15 protein-coding genes are annotated in these 14,137 nt (G+C 45.8%); 3 read left to right on the top strand and 12 right to left on the bottom strand.

Going from position 1 to position 14,137, the window contains the following annotated elements; translation table 11 throughout:
• Positions 1-32 precede the first annotated feature (32 nt).
• The 6 genes from AC3A14_RS06695 to clpS all read right to left on the bottom strand — a co-directional run bounded on the left by AC3A14_RS06695 (position 33) and on the right by clpS (position 4,306).
• On the bottom strand, positions 33-908 hold the full coding sequence (locus tag AC3A14_RS06695) for a M48 family metallopeptidase (protein ID WP_318732242.1): 876 nt from the start codon (positions 906-908) through the stop codon (positions 33-35).
• Between the two features lie 228 nt (positions 909-1,136).
• Complete coding sequence (locus tag AC3A14_RS06690) at positions 1,137-1,328, bottom strand: DUF2949 domain-containing protein (RefSeq protein ID WP_271937459.1); 192 nt, start codon at positions 1,326-1,328, stop codon at positions 1,137-1,139.
• A gap of 491 nt (positions 1,329-1,819) precedes the next feature.
• Positions 1,820-2,278 carry a DUF192 domain-containing protein gene (locus AC3A14_RS06685; RefSeq protein ID WP_413039068.1) on the bottom strand — a complete coding sequence of 153 codons (459 nt, stop codon included), beginning with the start codon at positions 2,276-2,278 and terminating at the stop codon, positions 1,820-1,822.
• A 170-nt stretch (positions 2,279-2,448) separates the two neighbouring features.
• Positions 2,449-3,144: a response regulator transcription factor NblR gene (nblR, locus tag AC3A14_RS06680; protein WP_318732244.1), complete on the bottom strand. Its 696-nt coding sequence runs from the start codon at positions 3,142-3,144 to the stop codon at positions 2,449-2,451.
• Positions 3,145-3,180: 36 nt separating this feature from the next.
• A complete protein-coding gene (locus AC3A14_RS06675) occupies positions 3,181-3,984 on the bottom strand; it encodes a type II CAAX endopeptidase family protein (protein ID WP_318732245.1) in 804 nt (267 codons plus the stop codon).
• Between the two features lie 40 nt (positions 3,985-4,024).
• Positions 4,025-4,306, bottom strand: coding sequence for an ATP-dependent Clp protease adapter ClpS (gene clpS, locus AC3A14_RS06670; RefSeq protein ID WP_318700987.1), 282 nt, complete (start codon positions 4,304-4,306; stop codon positions 4,025-4,027).
• A 315-nt stretch (positions 4,307-4,621) separates the two neighbouring features.
• Between clpS and AC3A14_RS06665 the strand changes: the two genes are divergently transcribed.
• Positions 4,622-5,002, top strand: a complete 381-nt coding sequence (locus tag AC3A14_RS06665; protein ID WP_318700986.1) for a hypothetical protein — start codon at positions 4,622-4,624, stop codon at positions 5,000-5,002.
• Here the strand turns inward: AC3A14_RS06665 and AC3A14_RS06660 are convergent.
• A complete protein-coding gene (locus AC3A14_RS06660; protein WP_271937451.1) occupies positions 4,999-5,193 on the bottom strand; it encodes a hypothetical protein in 195 nt (64 codons plus the stop codon). The two genes, AC3A14_RS06665 and AC3A14_RS06660, sit on opposite strands and share 4 nt — an antisense overlap.
• 264 nt (positions 5,194-5,457) lie before the next feature.
• Here AC3A14_RS06660 and AC3A14_RS06655 point away from each other — a divergent pair, with 264 nt between their 5' ends.
• Entirely contained in the window at positions 5,458-5,709 is a 252-nt protein-coding gene (locus tag AC3A14_RS06655; RefSeq protein ID WP_318732246.1) for a hypothetical protein, read from the top strand.
• A 36-nt stretch (positions 5,710-5,745) separates the two neighbouring features.
• Here AC3A14_RS06655 and AC3A14_RS06650 read toward each other — a convergent pair whose 3' ends face one another.
• Positions 5,746-6,489 (bottom strand): Uma2 family endonuclease, encoded by a 744-nt coding sequence (locus tag AC3A14_RS06650; RefSeq protein WP_318732247.1) that lies wholly within the window; start codon positions 6,487-6,489, stop codon positions 5,746-5,748.
• Between the two features lie 156 nt (positions 6,490-6,645).
• On the opposite strand from AC3A14_RS06650, the gene AC3A14_RS06645 reads away from it, so the two are divergent.
• Complete coding sequence (locus AC3A14_RS06645) at positions 6,646-9,273, top strand: TIGR03960 family B12-binding radical SAM protein (RefSeq protein ID WP_318732248.1); 2,628 nt, start codon at positions 6,646-6,648, stop codon at positions 9,271-9,273.
• A 132-nt stretch (positions 9,274-9,405) separates the two neighbouring features.
• Here AC3A14_RS06645 and AC3A14_RS06640 read toward each other — a convergent pair whose 3' ends face one another.
• From AC3A14_RS06640 to AC3A14_RS06625, 4 genes are all read right to left on the bottom strand, one after another.
• Positions 9,406-10,275 (bottom strand): (2Fe-2S) ferredoxin domain-containing protein, encoded by an 870-nt coding sequence (locus AC3A14_RS06640; RefSeq protein ID WP_318732249.1) that lies wholly within the window; start codon positions 10,273-10,275, stop codon positions 9,406-9,408.
• A gap of 13 nt (positions 10,276-10,288) precedes the next feature.
• Entirely contained in the window at positions 10,289-10,876 is a 588-nt protein-coding gene (locus AC3A14_RS06635; protein ID WP_318732250.1) for a hypothetical protein, read from the bottom strand.
• A gap of 107 nt (positions 10,877-10,983) precedes the next feature.
• Positions 10,984-11,583 (bottom strand): DUF1997 domain-containing protein, encoded by a 600-nt coding sequence (locus tag AC3A14_RS06630; protein ID WP_318732251.1) that lies wholly within the window; start codon positions 11,581-11,583, stop codon positions 10,984-10,986.
• A gap of 256 nt (positions 11,584-11,839) precedes the next feature.
• A complete protein-coding gene (locus AC3A14_RS06625; RefSeq protein WP_318732253.1) occupies positions 11,840-14,086 on the bottom strand; it encodes a transglycosylase domain-containing protein in 2,247 nt (748 codons plus the stop codon).
• Between the last annotated feature and the right edge of the window lie 51 nt (positions 14,087-14,137).

Genomic DNA, 14,137 nt, shown 5'->3' with positions numbered 1-14,137 from the left:
CCCGAAGGTGCCACATTTTGAGTGTGGTGCGTCTACCAATTTCGCCATCCGCCCTTGGGGACACTTTTAAGATTATAGCCTATTTTTAGAGTTTGCAACAGGTTTTCATAATCTTGGGTACTTGCCCATCGATCCACTTCCCTAGCGCGGAGTACGGGAACTGGGTGAGTGAGTTCAGCATTTTGTGCTTGTTTGAGCAGTTGACCCAGTTCGCTATCATCAATTTGATCGTAGGCACGGGCTTGGTCAATAAAGGCATCTAAGTTAAGTTGGGGAGCAAGAGAGGGCGATCCACCCGCAAGTTTCATTAAGACGGACATGACGGTTCTGGGATTTTGGCTCACTAAGAGGGCGGAGCGATCGCAGGAAAATTCCGCACATCTTACCCATTCCATTAACTGGGTTTGCAGTTGTTGAGCCATGAGGCTTCCCCAGGCGGGGACTAAACTAGCTCCGAGTACCATCAAATTCGCTAACGTCAGGTATACCCCATGGTCGCATTTGAGATGGCCTAACTCATGGGCAATAACGGCTTGAATTTCTTCAGGGGTGAGTAGTTCAATGAGGGAGGTATGAACAACCATGAATGGTTGTCGTCCTCGCATGGCGAAGGTATAGGCATTAGGAACCGGATGTTGCTTGATGTAGAGTTGGGGCGGTTCGAGGTCTAAGATTCGACTGGCTTCTAGGAGTAACTGGTGTAAATGGGGCAGTTGGCGATCGCTCACCAAAATACTTGAGGCAATATTATCCAAATAGAAATACTTTTCCCCCAGTGGAGCGAGTAAATTACGGATGACCATATCCAGTCCGGGCAGTTGCTTGAGCGCTTGTGTCGCTTCTCGATCCAGGGGATGACGGAAATGATCGGCTTTAAGCCCCCTTAAAATCAGTTTTGATAACTCCATAGAACACTTCAAGTTTCACAATTAGGGAATTGAGCTGAATGCACAGAATCAATTTCCCAATTATTGTAGCAACAATTGCCAAAAGGGGGCTGAATCTTCAACCCCCTTCTGGATGGTGAGCCTTTTCAGGATGTGCCGAAAAAGCGTGATCCAGGAATTAATTAAAATCTGTTTGAGAGCAATGATAAAATCCTAGCCTCCATAGTTTGATTCAACTTGACTCAATCTCTAGGCGGTTTCGAGCCAATCAAAGATTTGATCGAGTTGCTCTAAAGTGACTAAACCGTATTGCCACAACACCATAGGTAAGGGGCCGGGATCGTGCTCGCATTGTCTCATTGCTAAGGAGATTGAAGAAGAAGAGATCGATAACTCGTCTTGTAAAAATCGAATTAGTTTGGCGTAGCTTCCGGGGGACATAATCAAATTTTTCACCTCATTGTCTTAAAAGTGTATTGTGAAATCAGAATTTGTTAATTGGGTGGTGGGGGAGTCAGTTTATATTCTGTCCCCATCGTACAAGGATAAATCAAGAGGTTTAATCCCTGATGTGATCTTCTCCCATCTTGAAATAGGATCTCGATCACATTCTGACCAAAGGTAAGAGTCTGATAAACCGGATTTAAAGTTCCGGGGGATCTGGACGGTTCTGAGCGCAGCTTGACCCGTTTCACTAGATCTTTGGATATTGATTATAACTTTATTAGGGTTTAAGTTCCTAACTCTATCAAATCTTTACGGTTTTGTAAACCCTTTTACAGAATTTTAACGGGTTTTGCCTTTGGGGATCAACTCTGAGCCATAGAGATTGGAGACTAAACGAGCAAAAACCCTTGACCCGTAAGGGATCTAGAAACAGATTGAAGAAGGGGGAGGGAGGAGGGAAGAATCGACAGTTGTGTTCTGTATATTTAGAGAGAATCTAAAAACTGAATCTCAAGACGATCGCCCACTTGTAGACCTAACTCTGCTGCTCGTCCAGAGCGCAACTCAATCACCTGATTGACCGGTTCATTCGGGCCATAAACGGGACACGAAGCTGTGTTACAAGGAGGAACAGAAGCAGCGATCGCCTTCACTTCTCCATCAAGCAAAAATATCATATCTAAGGGAACCGGGACATTTTTCATCCAAAATGTCAGGAGTCTAGAATCAGCAAATGGGAATAACATTCCCCGATTGTCCGGTAATTGTGGTCGATACATTAATCCTAAAGCTTGTTGTTCGCGAGTGCGAGCGACTTCTAGTTCAATGATTTCCCCGGCGATCGCCACTTGTGCGGAGACTTCTAACTGCTGTCCCTTGAAATTCTCCTCAGAGAGAGGATCGACAGCAAGAGGCGGAGCCGTCGATCCGGCACATCCAATCATCCCCAGACTCAACAACAGAGCTAATCCTACCACAGCGATACTAGAGCGCTTTGACCTCTTGTAAGCTGCGTTTTGATCTTTGCTAGCTCCTTCGAAAGGGTGATTTAGGAGGATCGAGATGTACTCAATTGTAGAGGAAAATCTGGTCACTGTTCTCTTCTTTCTCATTGCTAAGGTTCCCGCAAAACATATCCAACTCCGCGCACCGTCTGAATGAGACGCTTTTCACCCTCATGTTCAATTTTCAGTCGTAAGTAACGGATATAGACCTCAATCACATTCGATTCTCCCATAAAGTCATATCCCCAAACTTGTTCTAAAATCTGTTCGCGGGTTAAGACATCACGGGGATGTTCTATCAAGCACTTGAGCAATTCAAATTCCTTCATCGTTAACTCGATCTCCCGTCCATCCCGAAAGGCTCTGCGAGAACCAAGATCCAAAATCAGGTCACTAAAGCGCAACTGTTCATTATTTTCCGTATCGCTTTTGATATACAGTCGCAGTCGTTCTAAAAATTCTTCTGTACGATAGGGTTTAATGAAATAATCATCTGCTCCGGACTCTAGACACGCCACCCGGTCTTCTACCGTATCTTTGGCCATTAACATTAATATCGGGGCTACAATTCCCTGTCCCCTCATTTTTTCACAAACGCTTAACCCAGAATCTCCCACTAACATGCGATCGATAATTACTAAATTGGGTTTAATCTGATCGACTTGAGTCAGACAGAGTTTTGGATCGCTTGCCACAACTGGATCGTAACCCGATTCTCGTAAGTCCAGACTCATTTTTTCAGCTAAGTTTGTATCACTCTCAATCACTAGGATACAAGGGTGAGACTCAACGACAACGGTGTTCATAAGATTCGAGGTTACCCCGTAAGGATGCCTGGTTTATCAGGGATTTGAGCCTTTCAGCCGTCTTCGCGATCGCCGTCTGACCCAAAAGCCAATCCCACTGAGACATAATATTCCCATCATACCCGCTAGGGGATTTTGATCAATACCGGTTATCCAAGGGGGAACTGTTTGTGTATATTCAATTAACTGACCCACATTAATTACATAAAATGTGGCCACTAACCCCCCGTGCAGACCAATGGATAATCCTAATCGTCCATAGGTTGCATATTTTGCCCAAACTAGGGTTAAACCTAACAGCACCAAACCCGGAAACTGAACCCAGGTTCGCATAATTTCCCCTAAGGGTTTAATAAAGTGCAGCACGGCAAAAATAAGAGTGTTGATCCAAGCACTGCGGTTCGGGGAATAGTCCCGTTGCAGTTCACTCAGGAACCACCCGCGAAAAAATAGCTCTTCTGCACAACCGACTCCGAAGCCAATGAGAATTGCTTCTAAGATGACTTGAGCCATTGATGGGGGTAAAGGTCTCCACGTTACCCAACCCATTAACTCTTGTATCGTAAACAATCCTAAAAGTACAGAAACAGCAATCCACAAACCAGCGAAAAACTCTAGGCGGTTTGCTCGGTTTAAGCTGACTCCATAGTATTTGCCCAGATGGGGAATGGGATCAACCCAGCGAGACCAAACATAAACCAGCAACAGGAACTCAATGTACAAAATCCCCATCGCCAAAATACTTTGCCAGTTAGGATCTCGAACCCAGAGATAAATAGGCAAGGCAATGGGCAACCAAACACACAAAAGCACCACCAAAAATCGGAGGATTCTTTGCATGGCTGGTGCTTTTTTTCTTTCTCTTATGGGGTTAGAGGTCTTATTCTTCTGGCTCAATGGTGCTAGTGAGTCCGTGATTATTCAGAGTTTCACAGTAAAACTCAGCATGTTCTTGAGCGCAGGCGATCACTAAGGCTAGTCCACTATTGTGGGCTTCCATCATAATACTCACGGCCTGGGGCTGAGTTAAACTTGATACTGTTTTTAGGAGTGTTTCGACGACATACTCCATGGTGTTGAATTCATCGTTATGGAGCAGAACTCGATAACGAGGGGCAATTTTGCGAGTTGTTGACCGTTTTTCAATGGTTTCCACAGACATAGCTTTAGACCTCTGGTGAATGAATCAAAGGAAAGCATTTGTATTTGAGTGATTAAATGCTAAGAACTCTGATTGGCTTGATACAGCGCTCTTTGATAGACCTAAAGTGAGATTATAGCATTCCTTAGGAGGAAGTGTGACGTTTTGTTAAAGTGTTCTAGGGTAGGTATAGTGCTTTGCACTAGAGAATAGGACATACCTTGTATTACTTAGGGTCTAACCCTCCAAGCTTTACTCCATAGAAGAGAGAATCACTGTATACTAGACTTTTGAAGCTATAACGGGTGATTAGTGATTCGCTATTCTTCAGTAACAATGGAGAGCCTGGACAATATCCAACCTTGTCAAATTGTATATTTAGAAGTGAACGGCGATCGCCTCTATACTGAAGTGATTCAGATTGTTATCGCGAGGGGTTTGGCTTGGGTGCGCCCTTTAATCTTGGTGAAATCAACTGAGAATGATAGCCCTCTGTTAACGGATCTGCCCCCTTATTATGATGTACGCCAGGGCCCAGATCTCTTATGGCCAGTCCATGCATTCCATCTGGCCTTTGACACAGAAGTGATTCCTATTATTACTCACTTAGGAGCAATGCACCCCACTGATTCTAACAGAAGTGAACACCATCAGCAGTTAAGATCCTTTATCGATCGTCTATGGAACCTTCATCAGAACCCAGAATCAGAACACTAGGGGTTAGAAACCAATTGAATACGCCCTTCATCCATTTCGCTCATCAACAATTCTAGGGCTTCATAATCGACATCGGAAATATGGCCTAAGCGTGTTAATTCGGCATTAATGGCATTTTCTAGTTCGGGGGTGAGCCGCTTTAGGTAGAGAATCTGTTCTACTAGCCGACGGATTAAACTGGTGGGTGTCATGATTGAACCTCACTTTTTTGATATACCTCTAGTTAACTGTCAATATCTAGGCTCAGATGTGATCGAATTAGTGCAAATTAAGTGACTTCGATCACCAAATGCTGGGGATCATGAGGGATCAAGGTTTAGCCAGATCGATTGGTTAAAGTAATGATACCTATAAGAGAAGTCCTGAAGCTGGGTAACTCTCAAGGGAATGCTTTTAAAATTTGAGTGGGGAGGACACAGAGACACGGAGAATGGAATAATTTTAAAGGGACGGTTGTGCAAGAAATAGAACAAGAGAAATGGTCAGTAATGGATTGGATTAGTTGGTTTGATTTATCCATTGAACCAAGATACTGGTTTTGGTGGGATGCAATTATTCAAGACTCCAATACTCTATTCATTGCTGTTCAAGTAATAGATTACACAATTCCATCTGATGCTCTCAATAACCATTTGAGAGCATCTGGTGCAATCAATATTGAAGAAACATCGGATGAAATGTTAGCTGAATTAGGGGTGAATTTATAGGTTTAAGATTATTTTGTGATTTGTACTCTGAAGAAACTACAATAGAGCATCGGGATCGATATTTAATTGTTTTAGTTTCTCGCGTAGCTGTTGTAAATCCAATTCGGCGCGATCGGCTCTATCGCTTTCTAGTTCTTTTTCTTGACGTTCCTTCTCTAGCTCTCGTTCAGCACTTTCTGCTCTCTCCTCTGGAGTCGGATAGCGATCGCCATTCTCATCATACCAATAGAGCCATTCTCTGGTAATGCCTTGATAAGTCCCTCGATCTCTACCGATACCTAAATTCAGTTGGGATAACCCTATCGGTTCCCCAGGTAATAATTGATATTTACCTCCCTCAAGTTGATAAACCTCTAGCTTCTGTTTCTTTTTCCGTAGGGGATTATAAATTACATAGTAGAGAACTCCCAGTTGAGCATACTTTTGTTTTTTCTCAACATATTCTCCCCTTGGTGTTTTTGAGACTACCTCTAACACTAAAGTCGGCACTTGTTGCTCTTCCCAAAGAACATAAGATAAGCGTAAACCTTCATCAATGATTCTGGGCACACCGATACTCAAAAATCCATCGGGGACAATTGCGAGTTGGTTTGGATCGGTGTAAACTCCCATATCTACCCCAAAAAACCAATCCATGCGCTCTGACCAAATAGAGGCCAACATTGCTTTGAGGAGAGTGGGGATTAAATCTTGCAGTTCGTTATCCACAGGGGTTTCATCTGAGTCGGGTAAATCTTGAGCTGAGGGCAAGTAATCTCTAGGATAGGATTTGAGTTGCATAAGCTGAACCGGGGTTTCTCTTGATTTTATCGCGATCGCTCTCAAACCTAAAAGACAGGCGAATCGTTCCTACGATATCCTAGAGGTTTGTACGATCACTCCCACTGACGGCGTAATCGTCATATCGAGAACACAGATTATACGAGAGGTGAACTTATGGTTATTGCTATCGATCAATTACTGACCCCTGATATCCATAAACCCGCTCGCTATATCGGTAATGAATTAGGGGCAGCCTATAAATCTTGGTCAGAGACTCAGGTGCATTGGGTATTGAGTTATCCAGAATTGTATGAATTAGGCTCATCCAATCTGGGACATCAAATTCTATACAATATTATTAATGCCCAACCCCGCCAACTGTGCGATCGCACTTATTTACCCGGCCCCGACCTCAGTGCTAAACTCCGGGAGACCCAAACCCCTCTCTTTGCCCTTGAATCTCGTCGCGCTCTGCAAGAATTCGATATCATTGGCTTTAGTCTCAGCTACGAACTCGGAGCCACCAATATCCTGGAAATGCTCGATCTTGCCCGTATTCCCCTCACCTGGGAAGAGCGCAACCAAGGTGATTTTCCCCTAGTCTTTGCCGGTGGACAAACCGCTACATCCAACCCGGAACCTTATGCCCAATTCTTTGATTTTATGGCTCTGGGAGATGGGGAGGAATTGCTGACAGAAATTGGCTTAATTGTCGAAGAAGGTTTAAATAATACCTTAAGCCGCTTAGATTTACTCCTGGATCTGGCGCAAATCCCCGGAGTCTATGTGCCCCAATTTTATCAACCCATGCCAGACGGAAGCGTGGTTCCCCTGCGTGATGATGTACCCGATCGCATTTTACGACGAACGGCTCCCCCCATGCCCGCCTATTCCGTCGCCCTTGTGCCCTATATTGAAACCATCCACGACCGTTTAACTATGGAAATTCGGCGCGGATGCACCAGAGGTTGCCGCTTTTGCCAACCGGGAATGCTCACTCGTCCAGCGCGAGATGTTGACCCAGATGCGGTGATTGAGGCGATCGAACAAGGGATTCAAACTACGGGCTATAATGAAATCTCCCTCCTTTCCCTCAGTTGTTCTGACTATCTTGCCCTTCCTGCTGTCGGACTCGAACTCAGAAACCGTCTTCAAGAAAAGAAAATTGCCCTCTCCCTTCCCAGTCAACGGGTAGACCGCTTTGATGAAAACATTGGTAACATCGTTGGAGGGACGCGCAAAAGTTCTCTCACGTTTGCTCCCGAAGCGGGAACGCAACGAATGCGCGACATTATTAATAAAGGGTTGACCAATGAAGAACTCTTGCGCGGGGTAAAGAGTGCTTACGATCAGGGATGGGATCGGGTTAAACTTTACTTTATGATTGGCTTGCCTGGAGAAACGGACGCAGATGTGTTAGGCATTGCTGAAACGGTCCATTGGCTCCAGCAAGAATGTTATACTCGCACTCGCAAACGCTTGGGGGTTACCCTTACCATCTCCAACTTTACGCCTAAACCTCATACGCCTTTTCAGTGGCATAGCGTGTCTACCGCAGCATTTGCACGCAAGCAGGACTTACTGCGTGAAGAATTTCGGCAGATGCGGGGAGTCAAGGCCCATTTTACCGATATCCGATTATCGGCCATGGAAGATTTTCTTTCAAGGGGCGATCGCCAACTCGGTCCAGTTATTCTGGAAGCCTGGAAGCGTGGCGCGGGGATGGATGCCTGGTGGGAAAGCCTTGACACAGCTTATAATGCTTGGGAAGAGGCGATCGATCGGGCTGGACTCACCTGGAAATATCGCCAAATTACCGAAGGAACCTGGCACGCTCTACCTGACCACCTTGCAGAAAACACCTCCTCATCTGAATCTCTTTTAGATCAACCCCTCCCTTGGGATCACATCGACACCGGAATTACCAAAACCTGGCTCAAAGATGACCTTAAACGCGCCCTCGAAGCCACCACCGTTCCCGACTGTTCCTTTGACAGTTGTTCCCACTGCGGAGTCTGTGGAACCAACTTCGGCCATAATATCGTCGTTACCCCACCTCCCATTCCCGCTCTAGAAGTTCGCGACAATACGAAAGTACCGCCGGTTCAACGCTTACGAGTCAAATGGGGCAAACAAGGAGAAATGGGGCAAATCAGTCATTTAGACTGGTTAAGACTGCTTGACCGGGCAGTACGTCGGGCTGGCTTACCCGTTTCCTATAGTGGAGGATATCATCCTGGCCCCCGCATCATGGTTGCCAGTGCCCTCTCATTAGGCATCACGAGCAGTGGCGAATTAGTCGATTTTGAATTAACCCAGCCAGTAGCGCCAGAAGACTTTTTACAGCGTCTTCGCGCCCAACTGCCTGCGGAATGTCCCCTTTACGAGGCGATAGAAGTCCCCTTAAAAGGGAAAAGCAGCGCCAAGTTGTTAGAGCGGGCAGAATATCAGATTATCCTAGAGTGTTCGGTGGCAGTCACTTCCCAGGAATGGCAAGATTGGATTGAGTCTATTTTAGACCGCCAGGAAATCATCAAGGAAGGGAAAACTAAATCTGGCAAACGTAAACGGGTTAACCTTCGCGAACAGTTATTTGAATTAGAGTTAGAATCATTTTCTGCTGACGGTTTAGCCCACATTCGTTATCTGGGCAGTTGCCGCAATGACGGAACTCTATTGCGTCCCATGGATGTGGTTTATCTGTTTGAATTCATTAGTCGTGGTTCTGAAAATTCTTTAGATTCACCGGAGTTTTCCGTGCGTCATACTCACCGCAAACAATTGATTTTATCCGATGAGTAAGGGGGCAAGTTCGCTTTATTCCCTCCAGTATGGTATAGCAGCGAAAGGGAGAGTTAGGACATTTTCTATTGCCTATCGCCTCAAATCATAAGCTAAGCATCCTAACTTAACAAGTTCACTGCTATATCATCATTAGTTGGAGGGATAGAGATGTTTAGAGACTTGTTTACCTTCAATAACATGATCTTGAACAATTTGCTTGGCTACTTCTGGGGTAACGCGGGTGTACCAGGTTCTATCTCCAGAGTAAAAAACGACGGGGCCGAGTTTACAAACCTCTAAGCAGCCTGCGTTCATGACCGTGACCTCAGCACCGGTTTCTTCTACCGCTTGCTGGAGTGCCTCATAGATGGGTTTCCACTGGCGCGAGGGATAACAGCGACTGGAGCGACAGACGGAAAGGTAAGGACGTTTGAGGGGATTGTGGTTGTAGGGAATAGGTTGAGTCCCTAACACATAAATCTGGCGTAATTCTTCGTACAAACTCAGCTTTTCTAACCGAGGTTTACCCACGGGTAAAAGGTCTTCATCCTCCCCTAAAAATGGATTGGGTAAAAATAAATTCATCATTTTTTCTCCCGCTCCATTCCAAAACTGAATCCCCCAACTGCGGGGTTGTCCCTTTTCATTCAGGCGACGGTAGAGAGACGCTCGTTGAATGAGTCGTTGTTGGCGCAGTTCTGGGGGCGTTTTGCATAAGGGCCCACCTAGGTGTTCTTCGAGACACAGGTGCAAGTGCCAGGCTTGGGTGACGACGGTAAGATAGCCATCATAGAGAATACAGATTTTGGGTGCTTCGGTAAATTCGAGTTCTAAGACACTTCCTTCGACAACATGACCAATTTGCACGTCTTGCCAACGCTCTTGAAATAGGGTGTAGAGTAAAGGGCCGGTGATATCAATCGTGCAAGGAAAGTCTTCGTATTCGATCTGGTGTCCTCCATAGAGGGGTTCAATGGTGCGATGGTTCAGGGGAGTTACCCAAGGGGAAAAGTGTGTCATTTTTTTGAGCCGTTTATTGCGGATGAGTTTTGGATAAGGTAACATTTTGGGTACGCCAGAGTAAGAGGTTGTACCCAAGAGCGATCGCTCCTCCCCAAGTCATTTGTTTGACGAATAATCGCAAAACGATCGCCGAGTCAATGAAATGACCGTCACTGAGTAGAGGATAGGCCAATAAAATCAGACCTTGATACAGAACAAAACCACCAATAAGGGCAATCAAATTCCAGAGGAGATGACCAACCCAAGTATTCTGGCTAAAGGTCGGTTTTTGACTGGCAAAGAAGGCAACGCCGAGGGTTCCTATTCCCATAAGCGCCCCCCAGGTGAAGGCACTTCCAGAGAGGGGATACCCTCGGATGGCAAAGCCAATGAGTTGATTGATCGACCAAATCATCGCTGAAATGGCGATCGCCTTTCGCTTCTGTAACATTACTCCACTCATTGCAGCAAAAGCGACGAGAGGAACATGGGCATAAATGATATTGCTGGCGGTTCCGAGGGCCAAGAGAACACAAGGGGTAAGATAATGAAGAGAGAGAGCGCGCCAAGCCTGGCTAAAACTGGAGGGATGGGTCTGAGCTTCTGGATAACGTTTCATCTTTGAAGATGCCCCTAAGTGTTCATACCATTATCTTAGCCCTAAAGCGATCGACGTTTCCCGTTAATAATAGCTAATCAGCGATCCCTCTATTTTCATCAGGAGGACTAAGCCTGATGGGGATTAACTAAGGCTTCTAAGTTTGGAGCATTGGATGGCTGAGGCTTATCCAAGGATTGACTATTCTGTACCCAATGGCGATAATCCCACAGCAGTTGGTGCATCAAACGCTGTTTAATAGTTAAAAGGACACTTCTGAGTAATCCATTCCCCGTATTTTCAAGGATATAGGATGGGGTGAGATTCAAGGGGGGTGGCAGTTCTACTTGCACGACTAAGTTGGCTTTTCCATGAAGAGTTGTGCGATCGCCATATTGTTGGGGGCAAAGTTTACCTTTTAAGTCTAGACGAAACCGCTGATTAATATATTCAATACCTCGAATGTGACAATTGACCGATTGCAATTGTACATTTCCGCGAGCATCTGCCCAAACCTTTAGGTCTACTGTCGGTTGGAAGGTAAACATCATAAACGTCAAAGGACGCATTTTCAGCCGACAAATTTCGTCACTTAAGTGTTCAATTTGACTTTCAGCAGTCAAGGCATTAACGAGACGTTTGGGTTGCCGTAGATAATGCTGAATGGGAATCGGTTGGGGCGGAACATTGAGGTTAACCGATTGAGTGGCACTAAATTGGGTGGTCATGGATGGGTGATTAATGTGCTGATGTAAATTTATTTTACAAAATTATCACAATTCTAGTGGGGAGCCAGAACCGAGAAAACAACTCGCTACTCAATACAGAGCAATTTTAGAACTATAAATGCTGGATTTTAGTTGCACATATTATGCCTTGTCCTGTATGAAATATTTAGGCTTTATTATTAACTTTTATTAACTAAACTCAATAATTCTAACGATCGCCAATGACCGATCGCAATGAATAAGCCAGTCGAGTATGTCAATCCATCAAATCCCCCATATAATCCCCCCAAACCTGAGCCGCTTGAGCGCTACTGCCATAGGTCGGTGTATTATCATCATTTCCTAACCAAATCCCCGTCACCCAACTGCGACTAGGAATATAGCCAACAAACCACAGATCCACCCCATTATTGGTTGTTCCCGTTTTTCCTGCTTCTCCCCATCCCAAATACGCATTACCTCCAGTGCCCTGACTCACTACTCCTTGTAACAACGCAGTCATGGTTTTCGCGACTTCCGGTGAAAGTACGGAGTAATTCCCTTTTGGATCTTGGGCATAATCATAAATCACCCGACAGGTATCCATTTGATTGGGTACAGCACAATCACTGCTGTCCAGAATGCGGCGAATGGCATGGGGGCGATGGTATACTCCAGAATTGCCAAAAACGGCAAATGCGCCAGTCATTTCTAGGGGGGTGACTTCACTTTGACCCAGGATTAAACCGGGAACCGCCTTTAAGTCAGCATTGATACCCAACATCCGAGCCATACGCACCACATCATTTAAACCTGCGTCCTGAGCGATACGCAGAGCCACCGAATTTTCCGATTGGGCCATAGAAACGGCCATATCAATCGCCCCGCCACTGCGCTCGCAGCCCCGATAGGATTGACCTTGCCAAGTTAAAGGGGCACAGGAATAGGTTTTCCAAGGGGAAATGCCCTCTTCTAGAGCAGCAGCATAGGCAAATACTTTAAAGGTCGATCCAGGTTGACGATAGGCTTGCACGGCCCGATTAAATTGACTCTCGCGATAATTTTTACCGCCGGATAGGGCTAAAATTTCTCCGGTTTGACTATCGAGGGTGACTAGCGCGCCCTGGTCAAAATTAAAATTTTCTCCCGTGGTGGCGATCGCCTGTTCCAGATTTTGCTCGGCAATTTCTTGCATCTGCGGATCTAAACCGGTTTCAATAATAAAATTGCCCTCTCGCGCCAAACCCGTTCCTAATAATTCCTCCAATTCCATAAACACATAATCATGGAAATAGGGAGCAATGGAGCGATTAAACTGTTCTAGGGCCTTGGGGTTAACTTGAATGCGCGATCGCCTCGCTCGGTTCGCTTCCTCTACGGAAATCATCCCCAATTTTTCCATCCGATACAACACCCCATCCCGTTGACGAATCGCTGCCTGATAATCTCGAATCGGATTAAAACTATTGGGAGCCGGTAACATGCCCACTAAAGTTGCTGCTTCAGAAAGGGTGAGATCCCTCGCTGACTTACCCAAATAATACTGCGCCGCATCTTCAAAACCATAGTTTGCACCCCCAATAAAAATCCGATTTAGATAGGTGAGTAGCAAAGTATCCTTACTATAAAACGTCTCTAATTTCAGAGCCACAATCGCCTCCCGCAGTTTACGATCGGCCGTATCTGATGTGCCCACATACTCCCGAAATAAACTGCGAGCCAACTGTTGGGTAATGGTGCTTCCGCCTTGTTGAATTCCTCCTCCTCTCAAATTCGCCCGAATAGCCCGAAGTGTACCAATGGGATCGACCCCAAAATGCCAATAAAAGCGGCTATCTTCTGAAGCGATCAGAGCTTTAGCCAGATGGGGGGAAAACTCAGAAAGGCGAGGGAGTTCTAAGTGAGCTTGATTGGTGGGAGGCACGAGTGGGGTTTCATTATCCCGCGCATACACAATCACCGGTCCTTGAATATTGCGGGGCAAAGGAGAAATATTAACTTTTTGCCATTCCATTAAAATGGCGAGCGTCACCAAGGCGGTTAAACCGCCCAACCCATAGGCACTATAGCGCAGCACCTGAATCGGCCAAGGGGGGGGATTGGTATAGCGCAGGGTAACCGAAGCTTGTAATTCTGGGGGCCCCAGCGTCAGGAGAGCGCCATGATAAAGGCGCATTTCCGGTACTTTTCGCCGCCCCCGATAGATACCATTCGTTGCCCCCTCGTCTTTAATCGTAAACCCTTGTTTTGAGTCCCGAATCAAGGAACAATGGATCTGGCTCACGACCGGGTTCCGAATCACAATATCGCAGGATTTTGAAGAGCGTCCAATCAGAATGCGATCGCCCAATAGGGGATATTCCTTGGGTGCTTCTCCTTCCGTCTCCTCCACCATCAGTTTAGCCACCCGGGCCTTTGGTTTCAGGGCCAGTTGTGCAAGTTGAACTTTTGCTTGGATCGTTTGCGCGACTTGGGTAAGTGTACCCAGAAGGTTATTCGGAGGGCCAGGAGGTTGAGAACTCATAGGTTGCCTTAGTTAAATCAGTTCGGAGGAGATACGACTCTCTCTAATTTA

The organism is Roseofilum sp. (assembly GCF_982964205.1).
Note: the sequence above shows the minus strand (reverse complement) of the source record. Positions and strands in the feature narration are given on the sequence as shown.